Below are 18,657 nucleotides of genomic sequence, written 5' to 3' on the forward strand. Positions count from 1 at the left end.
CCTTTCCTTCTGCCGCTCAGCGGCCCCCGAGATAATCCGCGTAATTCGCTTCCGTATTGCCCATCGCCCGCGCCAGCGAGATTCGCGCATCCGCATGATGTGTCAGCGCCACGATGGAGTTTTGCTGCGCGCGCGACAGTGCGTCCTGCGCCGTGATCACTTCCACGTTGTTCGTCACTCCCTCGCTGAATCGAAGTTGCGCGAGATCGAGTTCCTTCCGCGCCAACTCGAGCCCCGCTTGTGCCACCGTCACCTCTTCTGCGGCAGACTCCAGATCGAGCATCGCCTGTCGCAACTCCTGCTCCACTCCCAAGCGTGCGTCATTCAACTGCCGGTCTATGCGAGCAATCCGCGCTGTAACTTCCGCAGCCTCTCCTTCACGGTCACGATCAAACACCGTGAACGAAAGCGAAATCTGAGCCGCCTCCGTCGCATTTATTGAGCCGAGCGTGCGCCCAATACCGCCATAGTTTCCCGAAGCCGCCAGCTTCGGCCAATAACGCGACCGCGACGCGCGTAGCTGTTCGCTCAATCCCTCTCTCGTGTGCAGCAGCGATTGGTAATCCGGACGAGAAGCCAGCGCCTGCCCCAGCACGTCCTCCACGCGAGCCTGTTTCGCATCGCGATACGTGAGCTGCTCGGCAAGTTCAATTTCTGTTCCAGGCGACAGTCCGATATTTCGAGCCAGCGCCAGCAGCGCACTTTTTGCACGGTTCTGTGCCTGCACCAGTCCTTGCCGTTCATTAGCCAACTGCACCTGTGCGCGCAACACATCAATGCCGGTTGCCACACCAGCGTCGCGCTGATCTGTTGCCAGTCTGTAGAGCGCCTGCGCGGTCTCCACTCGCGCCTGTGCTGCCGACGCCAGCGCGAACTGCGCCTGTGCCGAAAGATAAAGCGCGGCAACATTCCGGATTACCTGATCGCGCGCGTCCTGGTAATCGGACTTCGCCGCCTCCGTCGTCTTCTTCGCCGCACGATAGGTGTGCAGCGATTGCAGATCCGCGATTGCCTGGTCCGCGTATGCTCGTGCCTCGTACGTGCTGAACGGCCCTACCACGGCAGGCACCGGCAATCCCGGCACGCTGATCCCCATCGCAGCCAGACTGCGGCTTTGGATGGCCACTGGTGTCTCCACTCGCACTCGTGGCAGCAACAACGCCTGCCTGCGCTCGGCCGTTGCCACGGTCTCCTGCACTCGCGTTTCGGAAACGAGCACTCCCAGATTCGCCTGCAGCCCTCGATGGATTGCTTCTTGAAGTGTGAGCCTGTACGGCGTTACTGGAGCACTCTGTGCCCACGCCTGCACTATGGCCAACATCAGCAACAGGCTGCTACAAAGAATCGGCCCGCGCCTTGTCATACATTCCCCCCGCGCTTGCGCTTCGCCGCAGGCCTCTTCCGCGCCATCTTCAACTCATCAGCGCTCAGGCCACAGAAGAAGGTCTCCATCGTCGCCGTGAACTGTTTTTCCAGCGACGCTTCGGAATCCAGCGACCACAGCACCAGAGTTCCAAAAAGCGCGTGCTGGAATATCCTGGCCACCTGTGCCGCCTGTATTGCGCCGCTCAGTTCTCCGCGCTGCTGTCCCAGTCGCACGATTTCCGCGATCAGCTTCCGGCCCGCCGACATCTCGTGCGCGATATATTCACGAATCTCAATGTTCCCGATTAACGCCAGCACAATGCTTCGTGCCATCTGCGGACTTTTCCCCGGCACGCGTATCAGGTCTCGCCCCAGTGACGTGAGCACTTCTTTTGTCCCCGTGCTGCCCTCGTGAGCCAATTGCAAATGGTGCTGCACCGTGCCCATCTGGCGGCTTACCAGATACCCGAGTACATGCTCTTTGCTGGGGAAGTAGTTGAAGAACGTTCCTTTCCCAACGTCGGCGCGTTGGGTGATGTCCTCTACCTTAGTTTGTGCAAACCCTTTGCTGGAGAACAACTCCATTGCCGCGACAAAGAGCTTTTCGCTCGTCTCTTGCCGCCTGCGCTCTCTACGCCCCGGCGACGAGTTTTCATCCGAAGCGGCGATGCGTCCCTTGCTGACCATGGGACGTATATGACCACCAGTCATATTTCGTGTCAAGCGAGATCGTGAGCAGGATCGAAATCTTCTTTCCGCCCGTCCGGCAATGGCCTGCGGTTTCGCTCACAAAAAAATACCCGCTACTCTGAAGTAGCAGGTATTTACGAACCCAAAACGTTGTAAAGGCTTTAAGGGATTAGCTCTTTGCCGAGTTGGCTTTCTCGTCCAGCGCTTGTCGAACCGTATTGAACAGCATCTCTGATGTATGTGGTTTTTCCAGAATGCGAATGCGTTCCGGCTTTTGCGTGCGTGCCAGCGCTTCTTCCGTGTAGCCGGAAACGAACACTACCGCGATCTCAGGGCGCATCTCCGCAATCCGTTCCGCCAGTTCCGTGCCGCGCATCTTTGGCATCACCACGTCGGTCAGCAACAGGCGAATTTCGGGATGCTGTTTGCAAATCTCAATCGCCTTCGCTCCGTCCTCGGCCTCCAGAACCGTGTATCCCTGCCGCGCCAGCAGTTCCCGTGTAAGCTCGCGCAGCGCCTTCGAATCTTCCACGACGAGAATCGTTTCATCCCCGGTCATCTTCTCCGGAGTCTGCGGCACAGCGATCGGATGGCTCACCGATTCAAAGCAGAACGGCAGGTACACCTTGAAGATCGATCCCAGGCCCGGTTCGCTGTACACCCAGATATCTCCTCCGTTCTGTTTTACGATTCCGTACACCGTGGCCAGTCCCAGCCCGGTACCCTTGCCCGTCGATTTCGTCGTAAAGAACGGTTCGAAGATGTGGGTAGCAAGTTCCGTATCCATACCGACGCCCGTATCGGTCACCGCGAGCAGCACATATCTGCCGGGCGAAATCAGTGCATGCTGTTTCACGTAAGCATCGTCGAGTTCGACTGGCCGCACCTCAACCGTCAGACTGCCTCCCTTCGGCATTGCGTCTCGTGCGTTTGTGGCCAGGTTCAGCAGTAGCTGTTGCAACTGCCCCTGGTCGGCCTTCACCGGACAAACGTCTTCCGAGGTGTGCACCGAGAGATCGATATCCTCTGGCAGCAAGCGTCGCAGCATCGGTTGCACGGCCAGCACCGAAGCTCTCATGTCCAGCACCTCGGGCATGATCGTCTGTTTGCGGCTGAATGCGAGTAGCTGTTTCGTCAGCGTCGCTCCCGTGTGCGCCGCGTGCTCTATCTGCTCAATGCGCGCTCGCGACGGATCGTCCGCCGACATCTCGGCCAGCGACAGTTCGGCAAATCCCAGGATGACCCCAAGAAGAGTGTTGAAATCGTGCGCAATGCCGCCCGACAGCCGGCCCACAGCTTCCATCTTCTGTGCTTGCAGCAGTTGGTCCTCGGCACGTTTGCGATCGGTCACGTTCTGGATGACCGTAATGCGATAGAGTGGCGTGCCATCATCGTCCTTCAGCGCGGAGGAGGTCACGTGCACCCAAATCGGCGAGCCGTCACGATGAATGTATCTTTTTTCCAGTGCATAAGAGCCCGTGGTGCCTCCCAGCATCTGGTTCAGCAGCACTTGTTCGCGCTCTCGGTCGTCGGGATGAGTGATGTCGCTGAAGGTGAGGTTCAGCAGCTCTTCGCGCGCATAGCCCAGCATGTTGCACAGAGCCGTATTCACCATCAACAGTCGGCCGTTCAGCCCCACCTGCTCGATCCCCACTGCGGCATGCTCAAACATGGAGCGGAATCGTGCCTCACTGCGTCGCAGTGCTTCTTCGGAGCGCTTGCGTTCCGTCACGTCTCGCATCAACACCGTGTAGAGCTTTTGCCCAGCCACTGTCACCTGTGAAATCGTGGCTTCAATCGGGAACTCTTCACCGTTCGCGCGTACTGCTGTCAGTACTCCCGGCGATCGCATCGACCGCGTCGTTGTGCCCGACTGTCCAAAGCGCTGGAGATCCTCTTTGTGCTTGTGCCGGAAACGCGCAGGTATAAATCGATCCAGCGATTCTCCGACCGCCTCCTGAGCGGAGCACAAAAACATCTTCTCGGCCGCGTGGTTGAACAGAACGATCTTTTGCTGTTCATCCACCGAGATGATTGCATCCATCGCCGAGCGGATGATTCCTTCCAGCTTCGCCTCGCCAATGCGCAGCGCGTGCGTGGCTTCCTGTTGCGCGCTGTATGCCGCTTCCAGTTGCTCCGAAGCGGCGCGCACAGTGGCCTCTGCGGCCTCAGCTTTCTCGCGGCTCGCCTGCTCTGAACGCAGCAGTTCGTTCATCAGTTCCAGTTCAGCATTGGCCTCCGTGAGTGTTTCGCCCGTGCGGCTCAGTTCCAGTTCCAACTGCTTCAGTTGAGCTGCCGCCATCTGTCCGCCCGGACGCTCCTCGCTCAAGCGAACAACATTCGTCAGGTCCTCCACGCGATGAATCAGGTATAGGACTTCGCCAGATTCATTCAGCACTGGAGTGTTCAGCGGGCTCCAGTAGCGAACCTCAAATCCTCCACCTTCTCCTTGCCGACGTCGAATGTCGTATTTCTGAATCGGCATCTGATCCGGCACGCGCAACTTCAGAGCCCGCTCCAGCGAACTGCGCAGGTTGTTCACTCCAGTTGCCGCGGCATCTTTCGGATTGTCCGGAAACACTTCGAACACGTGCTTGCCGACGATGTCCCGCCGTGTTGTTTTCGTTGCGTTCAGGTACAAATCGGAGACGGCGACGATCACCAGTTCCGGTGAAAGCACCAGTACAGCAGAAGGCGACGCCTCAAACAGCAGGCGAAAGTGATCCGGCGGTATTAGTGGGATCTCTAATGACATCGGCAAAAAATCAGTAACTCAAATCCAGCTCTGAATATTTTGATGCCCTAGTACTTTGGTGGGATATCCGCGAACCTGTCGCCGCAACGAATTTTTGTACGCAGCGAATCGGATTCCCGTCGCGAAACGCTATTGTACATTTGATATCACGTCAGAATGTGATACGCATCACAAAGTGTCCATGCGTAATTAATTTTTCGCAGGAGCGGTCGTAAGCGACGCCTTCATCGCCGGAGCCGCCTTCCGATACACGCGCACATAGTCCACCAGCATCGAGTTGGGGAACTGCGTAGTGGCATCCGGGCTCCCTGGCCATCTGCCCCCCACTGCCAGGTTCAGCAGCAGCAGATAGAACGGGTGGTCATACACCCAGCGTTTATGCGGAGGCAGGCTCGCCGTCGTCTGTGTCTCGTATAGCACGCCATCCGAGTAGAAGCGCACCACGCCGGGCTCCCACTCCACGGCAAACACATGGAAGGCGTCGGCGAAGTGTTTCTCTCCGCGCAGCTCATACGCTCCGGTCAGCGGATTTGCGCCGGAGTATTCCGGGCCGTGCATGCTGCCATGAATTTTCGCCGGGTCGTAACCCACGTTTTCCATGATGTCGATTTCGCCGCACTCTGGCCATCCCACCTGATCGACGTTGCCGCCCAGCATCCAGAAGGCTGGCCACATCCCTTGGCCGCCCGGAATTTTTATCCGCGCCTCAAATCGTCCATAGAGCTGCTGAAACTGTTTCTGCGTGTTCAGTCGTCCCGAGGTGTACTCGCGCGTCACTCCATCGGAGCCCGTGAAGTGCTCTTTGCGCGCGGTGATCACCAAGTTGCCTTTTTCGATATGGATGTTTTCCGGGCGTGCCGTGTAATACTCCAACTCGTCGTTGCCAAATCCGTCGCCGCCGACCACGTAATTCCATTTCGCCGGGTCGGGCTTGGACCCGTCGGGCCCATCGAACTCGTCACTCCACACCAGATGCCAGGCATCTGCAGTAGCGCTCGTCGGCACTTCCGAGCAAACCGCAGTTGCGCACAGCAGGAAAAGAACAACAGGAAAATAGCGCAGCTTCATAGCGGCTTCAGCATACCTCAGAGCACGTCGCAGCGCGAGCCGTCTACGCGCAGCATCAGCACGCCAACGCCCAAGCATGTCTTGGATTCCCATTTTCTTCTGATGCGGAGAGCATTGGATCAGTAGCGGAGTGGCTGTTTTATCGACTTCGCGGCCAGGGTCGGGAAGATGTACCCGCGCCACGTCCGGTCATAGCGAAACCCCATGCGAAACATTCGCCATCGTTGTTGTTTGTCCGGCACGTTGATTACCAGGTAGGGCGGCCACGCCAGTCCCACATTCGGACCATTCGATCTTCCAATCAACCAGAAATAGGGTTCACGCTCTGACCGCCACGAAAGCTTCTGCTGCAACCAGCAAACCACCGGAGCGAAGCCGCGGCTATCGAGACCTTGGTTTACGCAATGCTGTCGCCCGGAAAATTCCTCGTGCCGCATGCTGCTGATCAGCCAGTGCCCGTCCTGCTCCGTGACCCTCCAGTGCAGTACACCTCGCCGCAGTGGAATTTGCTTGCCGTCGCTGCCTGTTGCCCCGGTCATTTCCCACAGAACTCTCACATGTGCCGAGTCCGGAGCCGCGAAGTGTGCCCTCATCTCCGGCGCGCTCAGCTCGCTTTCCTTCAGAACAGTTTCAAACATCGGCTGTTGCATCTGCTCAATCTCGATGCGCCCCTTTGCGCTCTCGCCTCTTAAGCCCTTGAACTCTGCATTGTCGGTAAACAAACTCGCCACTGCCTGCGCGTCGTGCTTGTTCCAGGCGCTCACGAAACTTGTTACAAGTTGCTCGATTGGCTTCAAGTCCTGAGTTGCAGGTTCTTGTCCTAGCGCTCCGGTCACAAGCAGCAGCACCACAGCCAATGCCTTCATCATCCGTTGCCCTACCCGTGCGGACCGCCACCGCATCCGCACGTGATGCCTATGATGCTGCTTGTTGTACATAGGAATCCTCATCCTCCGCAGACATCGTGCGCCGCGGTCCAACACTCGCCTGTCAGCAGACACACCTCGGGCGGGGGATGATTTGGCAGGAATTTAAGGGAGGGGGAAAATCTCTAGGATGGCTTCTACCGCTCTGCGGGATAGCCCAACCAGCAGGCTATCGATAAGAGGAAATCGCCCGGTGTTACATCTGTTATGGGAGTAGATGCATGGAGGCTGGTGTCAGTTGCTTATTCTGAGCGCCAGTTCAATTTATGCTGTTGAAAACTTCGAAGTCGGCGAAGACAAATCCCTCGCGGCTCACCATCACGCCCGGCTGCAGCTTGATCGGTGTTTCGAACATCGGCCCAGCATATACGCACGTATGAAACTCCCCGTTCTCGCCGCACGGGTCGGCCGTCGCCGGAAGATCCCGCAGCAGGTCCTCGTCAAATTCCCGCCCGGCCAGCTCCTTCGGTAACTGTGCGGTGTCCACACAGGTCAACCTTGCACAAAGACCGCCAGCGATCATCTCTCGAGCCAGTTGCGCGGTCGGTTCTTCCCACAGCGGAAACAGCAGCTCCAGCCCAGTCGCCTTCAGCTGCGCCTCACGGTAGGCGCGTATGTCGGCCAGAAACAGATCGCCGAACGCGACCGCATCTACGCCTTCGCGCACCGCGCGCTCCCAAATGGCGCTCATTTCTTTTTCGTAGATTTCGTTGGAGCAGGGCCAGGGAAGGAGAACCGTCCACAGCGGCAGATTTGCCGCCTTTGCCTGTGCTTCTAAGATCGACTGCCGCGTGCCGTGCATTGCGACACGCTCAGCTTCGTTGTTCACCGACGTTACGAGCCCGACGATCTCCACATCGGGCTGCTGACGTAACCGATGAAGCATCCACGCGCTGTCCTTACCGCTGCTCCACGAAACCAGAACTTTTTTCATGTAGCTCATCGTACACGGCAGGCGCAGCCTGACGAAGCGTTCCCCTCAGCTTCCGTCGCGACGCCACAATCTGAACCAGGGATCGTCGGCATACCTTGCATCGTGCTTCTCGTTGGCCGCCTTCCAGTCCGCCATGCGGAGCGGTCGCTTGTCCGGCAGTTCGAGCAACTGCTCCAGACTTTCTATCTCGTGAATAGTCTTTTCAATGTCCATGGTGATTCCATATCTGATGCTTGCGCGTTGCGTTTTGGCGCACCGATCATCCTCAACATCGGCAAAGCCTTCAACTCGCAACGACCTCAGGGCTTGGCTTCCAATTAAGGGAATTCTACGCCAGACACCGCCCCTTTGCATTGAAGCAGCTTGCGATCACGCATAAGATTCTCATCGCGCATTTTGCGTTTTCCCTGGGAGGAGACCAATGCCCACTTACGAATATCTCTGTAAAGATTGCCACGCTACTTTCGACAAAATTCTCACCATGAGCGAACACGAAAAGGAGCACATCGCCTGTCCCAAGTGCGGCAGTAAAAACGTTGAGCAGGAACCCACGAAGTTTTTCTGTGTAACTTCAAAGAAGAGCGCCTGATCGCCGTCAAGCAGTTGTCGTCTGATTGCGCAAGCATCCTCACCCCGTGTTTGCGCTTTTGATTATTTCGAGATTTCCAAAGGAATCGGCTGAGAAGGCGCGGGCGTGGCAACCATCGTGCGAAGCACGTCGTCAGCATAATGCCACCATCCCTCAAACACCTGTTCTGTGCGCAGCCGCACACACAGTGGATACCACCGCCCCGCCGCATATGCTCTGGGCAGCAGCGTATCCGGGCTTTTTATTTCGGCGTAATTTGGCGCGCCCGGATCCACCGTGAGATCTCTCGTGTCCAGCCGCAGCCCTTCGCGCACCGCTTTCAGTGCACTCTCTTTTGCGCTCCACAGCAGCGCCAGGATCTTTGATCTCTCAGCCGCTCCCATGCTCGCCACGAGTTCCTGTTCTTCTTGGGTAAAGTAGTCGCTCAGAAATTCGTTGCTGCGTGGTTCAATCATTTCCAGATCGCATCCGAGCGCAACCGCCGTGTTGGCCGTCACCGCGCAGATCGCTTTCCCGCCGCGATGGCTCAACGAGATGGTTACATTCGCCTCCCGGTCAGCAATCAATACTTCAGGCGCGCCAGAGGGCTCCGGCCGAATCTCGATCTCGGCCAGAGCCTTGAAATGGGCGGGCAGCTTCAGGCAGGCGGCTATAGCGCGCTTTGCCGTCCACCTTCCCAAACGAAAATCGACTCGACGTTTTTCGAAGCGCATGTTTTTCAGCCGGGCCGTTTCTCCCGCGCTCAGCCAGTCATTTCCTTCTGGCACATCTGCTTCGTTCTGTTCCAGCCAATAGACGTTCATCCTGCCCGCCTCATTCCTTAACTCGCGCCCTCTTACGCGTGCGCATGCAGGGCTTTCACCAGATCGCTGCTCACCGAATCCGGTAAAGCAATCGTCTTGTAGCCCCGCATTGCGACGTGCACATTACCGTCCGCATCCACCACGTCCACCGCATAGGTGCCTTGCTCCGCATTAGGGGTCACCACGGCATATAGCGGACCCTTGCTCTCCGTGTTGCGCAGCACCCTCACCTGTTCCACGTGGTGTGGCAGACCCATCTCGCCGTTCACGCTGATCTCCCACAGTCCCGCCGTCTGGAAGCAGAACTCGATCAGCCTTGGCCCTATAGCCGGCGGACGCTCCGCAGGTTGATGATGTGTCGGCAGGTTTGCCGCCATCTCGCCCACCATGCGCTCTTTCTCCTCCCACGCCTTGGCCATCACCTGGTACGCCGGGCCGTGGAAGTAAATGCGATAGATATCAGCCTTCGCAATCGGGGAGCCGACGGTTGCCGCCTTCTGTCCCGCCGTCGCCGCCGGAGCCTGCTTCGTCAGCACCACCCGCCCCGTGAAGTGCGTTGTCACTTCCGGCTCAGGACTCTTCGGCAGCGTCCGCGATCCAATCAGCTTGCAGTCGGCCACCACCGCATCGCCCTTCTGCGAGATCACTGCTTCGAGTCGCAGTGTCCTCGGCTGGCTGCGATAGAACTTGAACGGAGTCAGGAAGCTCACATTCTCCACCGCCTCCACGTGCCATCCCGGAGCCATCACCAGCGCCGCCTCGGCAAAGGCCTCAATGCCCATCACCCCCGGCAACACCGGAGTGCCGCCGATCTGGTGATCATGCAGGAAAGCCTGCGTCGCCGGATCGAGCGTTGTTTCAATCACGAGCCCATTGTGAATGCCCATGCTCACGACCTTGCCGATCATCGGTCCATGCTTCGGCAGAGCCGTCTCAATCGCTTCCGCATCCACGCCGCCGGTCGCATCCCATTCATGCTGCAGGATGCCGAGCCGCTGCCCGATCAGCACTTCGCCCCTCGTGCCGCCATAGGTCAGTTCGCGCCGGATCAACGGCACTCCCGCCTCTGGTGGCAGCATGTCAATACCGGCCAGTTCCATCATCTTCGGAATCGAGCCACGCGTCGCCATGCCCATTCCGCCCCACGCCGTCCAGTCGATCACAATGCCGCGCGTCGCCGGTCTAGTCGTGCGGAAGCTTGAGGTGATCTTGCACAGCAGGTCATTCGCCGAACTGTAGTCTGCCTGGCCTCCATTGCCAAATCGTCCAGCAATCGAGCTGAAGCAAACCGTCGCGCCCAGCGGCATCGTGCCAAGGCCCTTCAGCAGGTTGAACCATCCATCGCACTTCACGTCGAAGATCAGGTCAAACTCACGCGGGTCCTTGTCCGGCAGGAAGTGACTCCGCTCCATGCCTGCCGCGTGCAGCAGCACATCCACTCTTCCGCTGCGCTGCCGTACCTGCTCCATGACTTTTGCAACGGCCTCTGCGTCCGTCAGGTTCACGCTGAAGTAGTGCGCCGTCCCGCCGCCATTGCGCACGGCGTTTATCGCGTTCAGAGCCGCCTGCGCCCGCTCCAGTCCGGCCAGTTCTTTCTCCACCATCACCGGAGTGGCTCTCACGCCGCTCGCCTGAATGCGTGCGAAGATCTGCCGCTTCAACGCATCCTTATCCGTCGAGAACAGCTTCAGCTCCGGATTATTCGGATCCGGTTCCGGCACCAGGTCAAGCAGGTAGAACACGCCACCCGAAGCCGCCGCCAGGTCGGCCGTAATCGCCGAAACGATTCCGCCCGCCGCGCCCGTAACTACAAAGACGGTGTTCGCATCCAGCGTCAGTCCCGACTGCCCATCCGCCGCAGGCTGTTCTTCCAGCCCCACGCTCCAGCGCTCGGATTCCTTGTAGCCAACTTCCACCGCGCCCGGATCGCGTAGCGTCTCATCCAGCAGCGTTTGCGCCACCTTTGCCGCATCCAGCCCCAGTTCGAAATCCACCGCCTTCACCAGCACGTTTTCGCGCTCGCGCTTATACGTCTTGGTCATGCCAACCACTGGACCGCCCAGCGGCGCAATCGCTCCGGCCTCGTCATAACCATGCTGCCCGCCCAGCAGCGTCGCCGAAACCAGGAACGTGCCCGGAGCCACGATCTGCTCATACAGCGTGCGCATCGTGTGATACAGCAGCTTTACTCGAATTCGCAGTGCTTCCTTCCACGCCGGAAGATCCAGCGTCCGCAGGCTCGGCTCCTCGTTCAGCGCCACCAGCCAGTACACGCCCTGAATCGGACCTGCCGCCGCCCACGCCTTCAGTTGCGCATTCAGCGTATCGGCATCCGGCGCGCCTTCAATGCGCAGCACCTCAACTCCAAGCTTTTTCAACTCCGCCGTCAGAGCATCGGCCACGCCGTTCTTGTCCGGCATCATCACTACGCGCGATCCCGCGCCCAGCTTCACCGCCGTCTGCTTGCACACCGCCAGCGGAGGCCGCAGTATCGGCACCGGCACCCTGCGCGGCACACTGTTTGCCGCATCCAGCGACGCCAGCGGAGGCCGTGGTTTCACCGGCTCCTTAACAGTCTCGGGTGCCCCACCCTTTGCCTCGGTCTTTTCGAGTTCAGGGTGGGGAAGTTTCTCGGCTGCCACTCCCGGCTGCCTGTCATACGCGAACTTGATCACATGATTCAGCGTCGGGAAATCATGCAGCTTAAGATCTTCGTCTCTCGGAATGCTGTACGCCCCACTAATTGCCGCCAGCATCTCCGCCTGCTTCACCGTATCCACACCGAGATCAGCTTCGAGATCGAGATCGAGGTCCAACATGTCCTTCGGATACCCCGTCTTCTCCGCCACAATCTCCAATACCTTCTCCTTGATCTCATCCATCGAGATCAGGGCCGCCGCTGTTTCGGCTGCTGCTGGAGCCGCGACAACCTCGGGTGTTCCACTCTTGGACTCAGCCATTTCAACTGCAGGTTGAGAAAGTTCCGCAGCCTTCGCCGCCATCCCCGGCTGCCTGTCATACGCAAACTTGATCACATGATTCAGTGTCGGGAAATCGTGCAGCTTGAGATTCTCATCCCTCGGAATGCTGTACGCCCCGCGAATCGCCGCCAGCATTTCCGCCTGTTTCACCGTATCGACGCCGAGATCGGCTTCCAGATCAAGATCGAGGTCCAACATGTCCTTCGGATACCCCGTCTTGTCCGCCACAATCTCCAGCACCTTCTCCTTGATCTCCTCCATTGAGATCATGGGCACCGGTGGTGTTACAGTCGCTGCTGCCACCGGAGCTGCGGCAACCTCGGGCGCCACACCCGTGGGTCCGGCTTTTTCGAGTTCGAGCTGGGGCAGTTTCTCGGACGCCATCCCCGGCTGCCTGTCATACGCGAACTTGATCACATGATTCAGCGTCGGGAAATCATGCAGCTTAAGATTTTCGTCGCGCGGAATGTTGTAAGCCCCGCGAATCGCCGCCAGCATCTCGGCCTGCTTCACCGTATCGACGCCGAGATCGGCTTCCAGATCGAGATCGAGGTCCAACATGTCCTTCGGATACCCGGTCTTCTCCGCCACAATCTCCAGCACCTTCTCCTTGATCTCATCCATCGAGATCAGGGCCGCTGCCGTTGTTTCCGCGACTGGCGCCACAGCTTCGATCTTAGGTGCAGCCACATCTGATGAAGGTTCGACGGGCGCAGCCTTCGCTGCCATCCCCGGCTGCCTGTCATACGCGAACTTGATCACATGATTCAGCGTCGGGAAATCATGCAGCTTGAGATTCTCATCGCGCGGAATGTTGTAAGCCCCGCGAATCGCCGCCAGCATCTCGGCCTGCTTCACCGTATCGACGCCGAGATCGGCTTCCAGATCAAGATCGAGGTCCAGCATGTCTTTGGGATACCCGGTCTTCTCCGCCACAATTTCCAGCACCTTCTCGCGAATCTCGTCCCTCGAAATCAACGCAACGTGAGCCACGGGTGAATCCTGTGCTACCGACGAAACTGTCTCGGTCGTCGCTATCGCAGTCCCCACCGCAACCGTCGTCGGAGCCACGCCCGCCGCTGCCGCCATTGCCATTGCCGGTTCCGCAGTGACCAGTTCAGGACGCTTCGACAGCACAAACGCAATCACCCTCGCCAGCGTCGGGTAGTCGCGCAGCTTCAGGTTCTCGTCTCTCGGGATATCGAATGTCGTGCGCACGGCCACAAACAGCTCTGCCTGTTTCACCGTGTCGATACCGAGATCGGCTTCCAGATCGAGATCCAAATCGAGCATCTCTTTCGGATACCCCGTCTTCTCGACCACCATGGCCAGGATTTGATCTTTGATCTTCTCTCTGGCCCCGTTCTCCACCGTCGTCTGATCGCTCATAATCGTCTCCGTTGTTTCTGGAGTTGGCGAGTGAGCGCCAAGCTCCGGGGACCGCTCTTCCACAATTTCCGCAGCCTTCTCTTCAGCCACCGCCGCAACTTCCGGCACGACGATAACCTCCACCTCCGGGTGCCCTGCGATTCCGGCATCGCTGACGGCTGGAGCTTTTCGCTCAGCTTCCTCGACAGCTTCCACCGCGGAGGCAGCCACTTCCGCCTGCTTCGCCGCCGCTGTTTCTTCCATGGCTGACACACGCGCATCCCTTACCCGCAGCGTGCGATGAACTACTTCCAGCTCTGTTGTCTTTCCATCCATGATCTTCGCCAGCCACGCGTTCCACGCCTCAGGATTGCTCACGCGATACGCATAGCCCAGTTCGTCCGGTTTCCTCCGAGCGCCGTTTGCGGTTTCGACCCAGCGCAGCAGCAGCATGCTGATCTGCGAACCGAAGCCCGCCGCCAGCCGCAGTGCATACTTCGCCGGATAAGTGCCACCCTTCGACAGGTTCAGCCCACCCAGTTCCGGATCGATTTCCTTGAAGTTCGCCACCGGAGGCACCAGTCCGGTTTCGAGCGATTTCACGGCCACCACATCTTCCACGCCCGCTCCCATCGCGTGTCCGGTGAAGCCCTTCGTGTTGGCGATCACAATGTCATCCGCGTGCTCGCCAAACACCTGCCGCAGCGCATGAATCTCCGCCGCCGCCGAGCCGCCACGCGCCGGGGTGTAGGTCTCGTGCGAGATGAAAACCATCTCAGGAGCCACCTTGCCGCGAGCAATGCCCTTGTGCGCTTCGGCCTTGGCCACCATGCTTTCCATCACCTGGCAGATGTGTTGCACATCCAGCCTCGTGCCATGGAAAGCGCTGTTTGCCGTCGCCGTGCCCAGAATCTCGCAGATTGGCTGCAACCCGCGTTCCGCTGCTGACTCAGGAGTTTCGATCACCAGCGCCGCCGCGCCCATTCCCACGACCATTCCGTGCCTCCGGCGATCAAAGGGAAGTGCGGCCATTGCGACATCTTCATCCGTTGCCGCCGCGCCGCTCGCCAGGAACCCCGTTCCCATCCACCCCAGCAGATGGTCTGAAGTGACGTCGTCAGCCGATACCACGATCACCCTGTGGCAGCGCTCCTGCTCAATCCAGTCCTGCGCCAGCGAGATTGCCTGTGTCGTGCTGGCACATGCCGCATTCACCTGCGTATTTGGTCCACGCGCGCCAATGAATTCCGCAAACTGCGAGTGGCCCATCGACAGCACCTTGAACAGGAAGCGTCGGTCAAAGGTGTAGCGGTTCTGTTCCAGCTCTGCCTTTGCTTCCTCCAGTTGCTGTCGTATTTCATCGCCCAGCGTTGAATGCCCATTGAGCCGCTCTGTTTTCGCCAGCAGCGCTTCAAGCATCTTTACTTTCTCGCGACGGGCGCAGTCCGCGTGATAGCGTGCAACTTCATCAGCAAAGTAGTTGCACCCCGGGAACGCCGATGCGAAGATCACGCCCGTGTCGTCGCGCAAGCTTTCCGGCAGCATCCAGCGGTCAAACAACTGCGTCCCTTTGCTTGTCGTCTTGTAGCGCATCACCAGCGGAATTCCCGCGTCGCGCAGTGCGTCTATGCCCGCTGCCATCGCCAACTTCGTCACGCGATCCAGTGCCGCCGCGCGTTCTGCGGACACTCCAAAGTCGGAGACCACGTCGAACTCGCCGCCGCGCCCTGCCAGCTTGATTACGTCCTCAATGTTGTCGATGGTTTCGAATGCGCCGCCGCCGTTCTCGCTCTTCACCAGCCGCGTCACATGCTTGTCGAGCATCGCCCGGCGCAACTCCATCGGAATCGGCTTGATGAACTGCTCGCCATTGAGAATCCGGCTCACGTTCGCGTCATCGAAGATGCGTTCCGTGCCCGGCAGTCCCAGCGCCGCACCCGTAATCACCACCGAGGACTTCGCACGTACCTCCGGCTCATCCTCTTTCTTTTCTTTCGGAGCGATCTCTTCCGGAGTGATGCTCCTCGCAGCAACGCTCTCGGTCTTCACCGAAGCCGCCACCAGCACCGGCTCTGTCTTATCCTCCTGCGCTACAGCTACAGGCTCCGGCTCTGACCGTACTTCCGGCGCAGATGCTTCACCATGCGAACTCTCCGCTGTCTCCGGGCCGCCGTCGCCTTCTGTCGCAGGTTCGTCTTCGACTGCTCCCAGTCCTGCTGCATACAGCCCGCACAGTGCCTGGTTGAAGGCCACCACGTCGCCCAGCTTCGGATGATTCGTAAACAGCGCCACCACATCGCCGCGATCGCCAAGCACGTCCTCGGCAAATCCCTGCAAAGCCTTCTTCGGCCCCGTCTCCACAAATACCCGAGCCCCAGCGTTGTAGAGCGTTTCCAGTCCCTTCACAAATTGCACTGGCGCGGCCACCTGCTTTGCCAGCACCTCCACCATGTGCTCCTTGCCATCTGCCTCCATCGAATAGAACTCGCCGCTCACATTCGACACCGTCGGCAGCTTCGGAGGAGTCAACCTCAGCCGTTGCAGCATCCTCTTCAGTGGCTCGCTTGCTGCCGCCACAATCGATGTATGGAACGCATGGCTCACCGGCAGCGGCACCGCGTTGAATCCCGCTGCCAGGAAGGCTTCAATCGCCGACTGCAAAGCCTTGGTCTCGCCGCCAATCACCGCCTGACTCTTGCTGTTGATGTTGGCGATCACAACGTACCCATCAATTGTCTTCAGGATGCGTTCGATATCCGCCAGCGGGGCAAACACTGCTGCCATCCCACCGTTGTCGCCCAGCGAAACCTTTGTCATCTCGCGACCCCGAGCGCTCACCGCCTCCATCGAGTCGTGGAAGGGAAGTCCGCCCGTTGCCACCAGCGCGCCGTACTCGCCCACGCTGTGTCCCATCGCCATGTCTGGCTTAATGCCATAAGCCTCCAGCAGCCGAGTCATAGCCACGTCGGTCGCAATCACCGCAGGCTGCGTAATCGCCGTCTGCTTCAGATCGTTCTCCGCCTGCTCCACTGCCTTTGGATCGTCGCCGTCAATGAAGATGAAATCGCTCAGCGGCTTGCCCAGCAGTGGCGTAAGAACCTCGTCGGCCTCCTTGAACGTGTCGGCCACAATCGGCTCCGCCGCTCGCAGTTCCTTGATCATGTTCACGTACTGCGAACCCTGCCCCGTGTACAGGAAAGCCACCTTTGCCGCCGGACCCTGCCCGCGGAAAATTCCCTGCGCGCGCAGCACCTTCCAGATTGCCGGATGGTTTGCTGCCAGCGCCTTCAGTGCCTTCCCCGCTCTGTCCGCCAGCTCCGCCGCATCGCCATAGTCAATCGCAATTCGCTCAGCGGCCTTCAAGTCCGCTACATCCGGTGCCGCCACCGCCGGAGCCTGCCCTGCCGCCGCGCTCTTCTGTACCGCCTGCAGCCGCTCTTCGAGCGTCGCCACTGACTCCGCGCCAATTACCAGCGCGCCTCTCAGCGGAGCCTTCCGCGCCTTCTTCGACTCAATCTTCGCCGTCGTCTCCTCCGCCGGGTGCCCCAGGTTCGCGCCCGCTTCTGGCGCCAACCTGGAATCCTCAACTCTTGCTTGCGCGATCGCACCGGCACTCGCCTGAGCCACACCTGCGCCTCCGGCGTTCGCCACCGGAGCGCTGCCCATGATCGCTGCCACATCTCCCACGGCCATCAAATGCTTGCCATTCAGCCGCCCTGGAATGTGTTCCTCGATCACCATGTGGAAGTTCGTTCCGCCAAATCCGAATGCGCTCAATCCAGCTCTGCGCACTCCATCCTTCGGAGCCTCCCACTGCCGCAGTTCCGTGTTCACAAACAGCGGAGAATGCGCAAAATCGATCCCTGGATTCGTTCGCGGACAATTCACGCTCGGCGGCAGCACCTTCTCATGCAGAGACAGCGTAGTTTTCAGCAATCCTGCCGCCGCCGCCGCACCTTTCAGGTGTCCGATATTCGATTTCACTGAGCCCAGCGCGACCGACGCCTTTGGCAGATTGAACTCTCCCAGCGACTTCATCACGCTTTCCACTTCCACCACATCGCCAACCTTGGTTGAGGTTCCATGTGCCTCGATCATCGTTGCCGTCGCCGGAGAAAGCCCTGCATTCTTCCATGCGCGATCAATGGCATACTCCTGCCCAATCGGGTTCGGAGCCGTGATGCCCTTACCCTTGCCGTCGCTCGATCCGCCAATGCCGCGAATCACTGCATAGATCTTGTCGCCGTCGCGCTCCGCATCCGCCAGTCGCTTCAACACGAATATTGCCGCGCCCTCGCCCATGACGAAACCATCTGCGCCTTCCGCAAAAGGCCTTGTTCCTGTCGCCGACAGTGCGCCAATCTTGCAGAACTTCACAAACGTTGGTGCGCCCATATTGCGATCGATTCCGCCTGCGATCACCGCATCGAAATCGTGCGCCGCCAGTCCGTTGATCGCCGCTGTCATCGCCGCCATCGTCGATGCGCATGCTGCGTCCGACGTAAAGTTCGGCCCATGGAAGTTGAAAACGTTTGCAATGCGTCCGGCCAGGCAATTGGCCAACTCGCCCGGCATGCTGTCTTCCGTAATGGTGGGGAAGTGCTGGCTGATTCGCTTGTGCAACTCACGCGTAATCTCGGCCTTCAGCGTCGCCGGCAGCGAAGCGAAACCATCAACGGACTTCAGCTCTTCTTCAAACTCGGGATAGTACACGCGCATTGCGGTGAGGTAGTGTTTCTCTCCCGCCATCGCATTACCCAGGATCACCGCCGTGCGGTTCAGATCCAGCGGACGGTTCGGATATCCGTAGTCCTCCAGCGCCTCGCGCGTACACGCCAATCCCCACTGCTGCGCCTGATCCATTGCCTTTGCAACCAGTGGCGGAATCGGCATCTTCCACTTCATCGGTTCCCAGTTAAACTCGCGCACCCATCCGCCGATCTTCGAGTAAGTTTTGTCCGGCGCGCTGCGATCTTCGTCGTAATAGTATTCAGGATTCCATCTTTCAGTCGGAACATCGGTGATGCAATAACGGCCGGTTTTTATGTTGTTCCAGAATGCCGCTACGTTCGGAGCTTCGGGTAGAACTGCTCCGGCTCCCACAATAGCGATGGCACGATGAGCTGTGTCTTCCATGATGACGCTCCTGATAATTGCGAATGCCTTATTTGCGAAAAA

10 protein-coding genes are annotated in these 18,657 nt (G+C 59.1%); 1 reads left to right on the plus strand and 9 read right to left on the minus strand.

The annotated features are described in order from the left end of the window. Window positions 1-16: 16 nt before the first annotated feature. The 7 genes from AC6IY8_RS17370 to AC6IY8_RS17400 all read right to left on the minus strand — a co-directional run bounded on the left by AC6IY8_RS17370 (window position 17) and on the right by AC6IY8_RS17400 (window position 7,951). Window positions 17-1,363, minus strand: a complete 1,347-nt coding sequence (locus tag AC6IY8_RS17370; protein ID WP_497775943.1) for a TolC family protein — start codon at window positions 1,361-1,363, stop codon at window positions 17-19. Further along, window positions 1,360-2,076: a TetR/AcrR family transcriptional regulator gene (locus AC6IY8_RS17375; protein WP_497775944.1), complete on the minus strand. Its 717-nt coding sequence runs from the start codon at window positions 2,074-2,076 to the stop codon at window positions 1,360-1,362. The genes AC6IY8_RS17370 and AC6IY8_RS17375 overlap by 4 nt, the downstream gene beginning before the upstream one ends. A gap of 148 nt (window positions 2,077-2,224) precedes the next feature. After that, window positions 2,225-4,810, minus strand: coding sequence for a PAS domain-containing hybrid sensor histidine kinase/response regulator (locus tag AC6IY8_RS17380; RefSeq protein ID WP_497775945.1), 2,586 nt, complete (start codon window positions 4,808-4,810; stop codon window positions 2,225-2,227). A gap of 189 nt (window positions 4,811-4,999) precedes the next feature. Further along, window positions 5,000-5,878 carry a glycoside hydrolase family 16 protein gene (locus AC6IY8_RS17385; RefSeq protein ID WP_497775947.1) on the minus strand — a complete coding sequence of 293 codons (879 nt, stop codon included), beginning with the start codon at window positions 5,876-5,878 and terminating at the stop codon, window positions 5,000-5,002. A gap of 119 nt (window positions 5,879-5,997) precedes the next feature. Beyond that, a complete protein-coding gene (locus AC6IY8_RS17390) occupies window positions 5,998-6,747 on the minus strand; it encodes an SgcJ/EcaC family oxidoreductase (RefSeq protein ID WP_497775948.1) in 750 nt (249 codons plus the stop codon). 316 nt (window positions 6,748-7,063) lie between these two features. Continuing rightward, complete coding sequence (locus AC6IY8_RS17395; protein ID WP_497775949.1) at window positions 7,064-7,738, minus strand: Dph6-related ATP pyrophosphatase; 675 nt, start codon at window positions 7,736-7,738, stop codon at window positions 7,064-7,066. 45 nt (window positions 7,739-7,783) lie between these two features. Continuing rightward, complete coding sequence (locus tag AC6IY8_RS17400) at window positions 7,784-7,951, minus strand: hypothetical protein (RefSeq protein ID WP_497775950.1); 168 nt, start codon at window positions 7,949-7,951, stop codon at window positions 7,784-7,786. Window positions 7,952-8,159: 208 nt separating this feature from the next. On the opposite strand from AC6IY8_RS17400, the gene AC6IY8_RS17405 reads away from it, so the two are divergent. After that, entirely contained in the window at window positions 8,160-8,327 is a 168-nt protein-coding gene (locus tag AC6IY8_RS17405) for an FmdB family zinc ribbon protein (protein ID WP_497775951.1), read from the plus strand. Between the two features lie 62 nt (window positions 8,328-8,389). Here the strand turns inward: AC6IY8_RS17405 and AC6IY8_RS17410 are convergent, their stop codons facing one another. After that, a complete protein-coding gene (locus AC6IY8_RS17410; protein ID WP_497775953.1) occupies window positions 8,390-9,130 on the minus strand; it encodes a 4'-phosphopantetheinyl transferase family protein in 741 nt (246 codons plus the stop codon). Window positions 9,131-9,162: 32 nt separating this feature from the next. After that, on the minus strand, window positions 9,163-18,615 hold the full coding sequence (locus AC6IY8_RS17415) for an SDR family NAD(P)-dependent oxidoreductase (RefSeq protein ID WP_497775955.1): 9,453 nt from the start codon (window positions 18,613-18,615) through the stop codon (window positions 9,163-9,165). Window positions 18,616-18,657 lie beyond the last annotated feature (42 nt).

The sequence above is a fragment of the Koromonas soli genome (genome assembly GCF_059726265.1).

What these genes read in the sequence shown, in the direction of transcription:
- AC6IY8_RS17370 (WP_497775943.1), bottom strand. Translation starts at nt 1,363, where the DNA reads ATGACAAGGCGCGGGCCGATTCTTTGTAGCAGCCTGTTGCTGATGTTG.
- AC6IY8_RS17375 (WP_497775944.1), bottom strand. Translation starts at nt 2,076, where the DNA reads ATGACTGGTGGTCATATACGTCCCATGGTCAGCAAGGGACGCATCGCC.
- AC6IY8_RS17380 (WP_497775945.1), bottom strand. Translation starts at nt 4,810, where the DNA reads ATGTCATTAGAGATCCCACTAATACCGCCGGATCACTTTCGCCTGCTG.
- AC6IY8_RS17385 (WP_497775947.1), bottom strand. Translation starts at nt 5,878, where the DNA reads ATGAAGCTGCGCTATTTTCCTGTTGTTCTTTTCCTGCTGTGCGCAACT.
- AC6IY8_RS17390 (WP_497775948.1), bottom strand. Translation starts at nt 6,747, where the DNA reads ATGATGAAGGCATTGGCTGTGGTGCTGCTGCTTGTGACCGGAGCGCTA.
- AC6IY8_RS17395 (WP_497775949.1), bottom strand. Translation starts at nt 7,738, where the DNA reads ATGAAAAAAGTTCTGGTTTCGTGGAGCAGCGGTAAGGACAGCGCGTGG.
- AC6IY8_RS17400 (WP_497775950.1), bottom strand. Translation starts at nt 7,951, where the DNA reads ATGGACATTGAAAAGACTATTCACGAGATAGAAAGTCTGGAGCAGTTG.
- AC6IY8_RS17405 (WP_497775951.1), top strand. Translation starts at nt 8,160, where the DNA reads ATGCCCACTTACGAATATCTCTGTAAAGATTGCCACGCTACTTTCGAC.
- AC6IY8_RS17410 (WP_497775953.1), bottom strand. Translation starts at nt 9,130, where the DNA reads ATGAACGTCTATTGGCTGGAACAGAACGAAGCAGATGTGCCAGAAGGA.
- AC6IY8_RS17415 (WP_497775955.1), bottom strand. Translation starts at nt 18,615, where the DNA reads ATGGAAGACACAGCTCATCGTGCCATCGCTATTGTGGGAGCCGGAGCA.